Below are 3440 nucleotides of genomic sequence, written 5' to 3'. Positions count from 1 at the left end.
CGTCGTCGGTGCCGCGCAGCCCGGGCTCGTCCACGACGCGACGCTCGTCGGGGAGGTCGACGTCGAGCACGCCGGGGCCGCCCGGACGCTGCGCCTGGTCGGTGCGCCCGGCAAGGACGGCGTCGCGCTGATCTTCTCCGACGAGGCCGACGGCATCGCCGGGTGGCGCGTCCTGCAGGCGACCCGCCCGGCGGAGGGGGCCGCGACGATCCGGCTCGACCTCAACCGCACCCTCAACCTGCCGTACGTCTTCACCGACCACGGCACGTGCCCGTCGCCCGTGCTCGGCAACCACCTGCCGTTCGCCGTCGAGGCCGGGGAGCGCGCACCGAGGAGGCACTCGTGAGCACCATCGACCTGCGCCACGACGACGTCCAGCGGCGCGTCGCCGACGTCGTCCCCGTGCCCGTCCTCGACGAGGCCCGGACCGTCCCGGCCACCGCGACCGGGCGCGACGAGCTCGAGCGGCTGCGCGTCACGCCCGCCCGGCACCCGGCCCGGTGGGTCGCGACGGCGGCCGTCGCCGTCCTGCTCGCCATGGTCGTCAGCTCCCTGGTGAGCAACGAGAAGTGGGGCTGGGACGTCGTCTCGCAGTACCTCACGTGGCCGTCGGTGATCGAGGGGCTGTGGGGCACGATTCGGCTCACCGCCGTCGCCGCGGTCGTCGGGTTCGGCCTCGGCACCGTCCTCGCGCTCATGCGGCTGTCGCGCTCGCCGCTCCTGCAGTCCGTGGCGTGGGCGTACGTGTGGGTGTTCCGGTCGGTGCCGCTGATCCTGCAGCTGCTGCTCTGGTACAACCTCGCGTACCTCTACCCGACGCTCACGCTCGGCATCCCGTTCGGTCCCGCGTTCACCGAGTTCGGCACGCTCGACGTCGTCGACAAGTTCGGTGCCGCGATCCTCGGCCTCGGGCTCTCGCAGGCCGCGTACTCCTCGGAGATCGTGCGTGCCGGGATCCTCGGCGTCGACCAGGGCCAGCACGAGGCCGCCGCCGCGCTCGGCATCCCGCGCGCCCGGCAGCAGTGGCGGATCGTCCTGCCGCAGGCCATGCGCACCATCGTCCCGACGTCCGTCAACGAGGTCATCGGGCTGGTCAAGGGCACGTCCGTCGTCTACGTCCTCGCGTACGGCGAGCTGTTCTACACGGTCGGCGTCATCTACGGCCGCAACCTGCAGGTCGTCCCGCTGCTGCTCGTCGCGGGCATCTGGTACCTCGTCCTGACGACCGTCCTGACCGTCGCCCAGTTCTACCTGGAGCGGCACTACGCCCGCGGCGCGCTGCGCACGCTGCCCCCGACGCCGCTGCAGAAGGCGCGCTGGAACGTGCTGCTGGCGTGGGCGCGCGTCACCGGGCGTCCCGTGCACGCGAGCGTCCCGCCGGGCTTCGGCTCGCGTGGTGCGCAGCGCGGCCCGGTCACCGCCCGCGCGGGCGGCCCCCGACGAGACGAGGGAGGTGCGGCATGACCGCCGCGACCAGCACCACCGACCGCACCGCGGGCGGGCTGCTCGAGGTGCACGGCGTGCACAAGAGCTACGGCACGCTCGAGGTCCTGCAGGGCGTCGACCTCGTGGTCCGCCCCGGCGAGGTGACCGTCGTCATCGGCCCGTCCGGGTCCGGCAAGTCGACCCTGCTGCGCGTCATCAACCACCTGGAGAAGGTCGACCGCGGGTTCGTCGCCCTCGACGGCGACCTCATCGGGTACGCCCGCCGCGGCGACACGCTTCGGGAGCTCAAGGAGAAGGACATCCTGCGGCAGCGCACCCGCATCGGGTTCGTCTTCCAGTCCTTCAACCTGTTCCCGCACCTCACGGCCCTGGAGAACGTCACCGAGGCGCCGATCTCCGCGCAGGGCCGCCCGCGTGCCGAGGTCGAGGCCGAGGCGCGCGTGCTCCTGGAGCGCGTCGGGCTCGCCGACAAGGCCGACGCCCGCCCCCGGCAGCTCTCGGGGGGCCAGCAGCAGCGCGTCGCGATCGCCCGCGCCCTCGCGACCCGGCCCCAGGTGCTGCTGTTCGACGAGCCGACGTCCGCGCTCGACCCCGAGCTCGTCGGCGAGGTCCTCGACGTCATCCAGGACCTCGCGCACGGCGGCACGACCATCGTGCTCGTCACGCACGAGATCGCGTTCGCGCGGCAGATCGCCGACACCGTCGTCTTCATGGACGGCGGCCGCGTCGTCGAGCAGGGCCCGCCGGCCGAGGTGCTCGACGCCCCCCGCCACGCCCGCACCCGGGCGTTCCTCGACAAGGTCCTGTGACCTCGTCGTCCCACCCCGCAGACCGCACCATCCGCACCACCCGCACCAACCCCAGCCGTCCCCGCCCCGAGGGACCGTACGAGAGGCCTGACCGATGACCCTGAGCACCCGCCCCCGCCGAGCCCCCGGGCGCGCACGAGCGGTCGCCGCCGCCCTGGCGCTGCCGCTGGTCCTGACGCTCGCCGCGTGCTCGTCGAGCGCCGACGCGCAGGAGCCAGCCGCCGGCGGCGACCTGCAGGAGGCCGCCGAGGCCGCCGGCCTGGAGGTCAACACGACCGCCGAGCAGGACCGCATCCGCACCACCGAGTCGCCCGAGGCCATCGCGCTGCTGCCCGACGCCTACAAGGACGTCGACACCCTCAAGGTGTCGGTCTCCGCGTACGTCGCGCCGCTCGCGTTCCTCGCCGACGACGAGAAGACGCCCATCGGCAACGAGACCGACATCGCGCAGCTCATCGGCGACGCGCTCGGCAAGGACATCGAGTGGGAGGTCAAGGCCTGGGCCGACTGGCCGCTCGCGCTGCAGTCCGGCGACGTCGACGCGTCGATCTCGAACATCACGGTCACCGAGGAGCGCAAGGAGCTGTACGACTTCGCGTCGTACCGCAACGACCAGCTCGGCTGGCTCACGAAGGCCGACAGCGAGCTCGAGTCGATCACCGAGCCCGCCGACATCGCGGGCCTCACGGTCGCCGTCGGCTCGGGCACGAACCAGGAGAAGATCCTGCTCGCGTGGGACGCGGAGAACACGGCCGCGGGCCTGGACCCGGTCAAGGTCGAGTACTTCGAGAACGACGGCGACACGATCCTCGCGCTGCAGTCCGGCCGCATCGACGTCTCGTTCGGCCCGAACGCGACCGCCGCGTACAAGGTGCGCGTCTCGCCCGACGAGTTCAAGGTGGTCGGGACGCTCAACGGCGGCTGGCCCAACACCGCGCAGATCGCCGCCGCGACCCTCAAGGGCAACGGCCTGTCCGCCGCGTTCACGGCGGCGCTCAACCACGCGATCGAGGACGGCTCGTACGCCGAGGTCCTCGACCGCTGGGGCCTGACCGACGAGGCCATCGAGAAGTCCGAGGAGAACCCGCCCGGGCTGCCCAAGACCGAGTGACCCCCGCGGGGAGCCGCTCGAGACCGGTCCCTGGGGGACGGTGACCGGTCGCGGGGGGGGGGGGGGGGGGCGCC

4 protein-coding genes are annotated in these 3440 nt (G+C 73.1%); all 4 read left to right on the top strand.

The annotated features are described in order from the left end of the window. Positions 1-346, top strand: a 346-nt coding sequence (locus CBZ_RS19420; RefSeq protein WP_130783089.1) for a DUF1684 domain-containing protein, incomplete at its 5' end; no start/stop codon positions are given. After that, positions 343-1464 (top strand): amino acid ABC transporter permease, encoded by a 1122-nt coding sequence (locus CBZ_RS19415; protein WP_246013559.1) that lies wholly within the window; start codon positions 343-345, stop codon positions 1462-1464. The genes CBZ_RS19420 and CBZ_RS19415, both read left to right, overlap by 4 nt. Then, a complete protein-coding gene (locus CBZ_RS19410; protein WP_130783088.1) occupies positions 1461-2255 on the top strand; it encodes an amino acid ABC transporter ATP-binding protein in 795 nt (264 codons plus the stop codon). The genes CBZ_RS19415 and CBZ_RS19410 overlap by 4 nt, the downstream gene beginning before the upstream one ends. 94 nt (positions 2256-2349) lie before the next feature. Beyond that, entirely contained in the window at positions 2350-3366 is a 1017-nt protein-coding gene (locus CBZ_RS19405) for an ABC transporter substrate-binding protein (RefSeq protein WP_130783087.1), read from the top strand. The last annotated feature ends 74 nt before the right edge of the window (positions 3367-3440 follow it).

This window comes from Cellulomonas biazotea (assembly GCF_004306155.1).
Taxonomy (GTDB): Bacteria; Actinomycetota; Actinomycetes; order Actinomycetales; family Cellulomonadaceae; genus Cellulomonas; species Cellulomonas biazotea.
This window is presented reverse-complemented; position numbering and strand designations above follow the sequence as displayed.

Excerpts from the sequence above, each read along its gene's own strand:
- CBZ_RS19410 (WP_130783088.1), top strand. The coding sequence starts at position 1,461 with ATGACCGCCGCGACCAGCACCACCGACCGCACCGCGGGCGGGCTGCTC.
- CBZ_RS19405 (WP_130783087.1), top strand. The coding sequence starts at position 2,350 with ATGACCCTGAGCACCCGCCCCCGCCGAGCCCCCGGGCGCGCACGAGCG.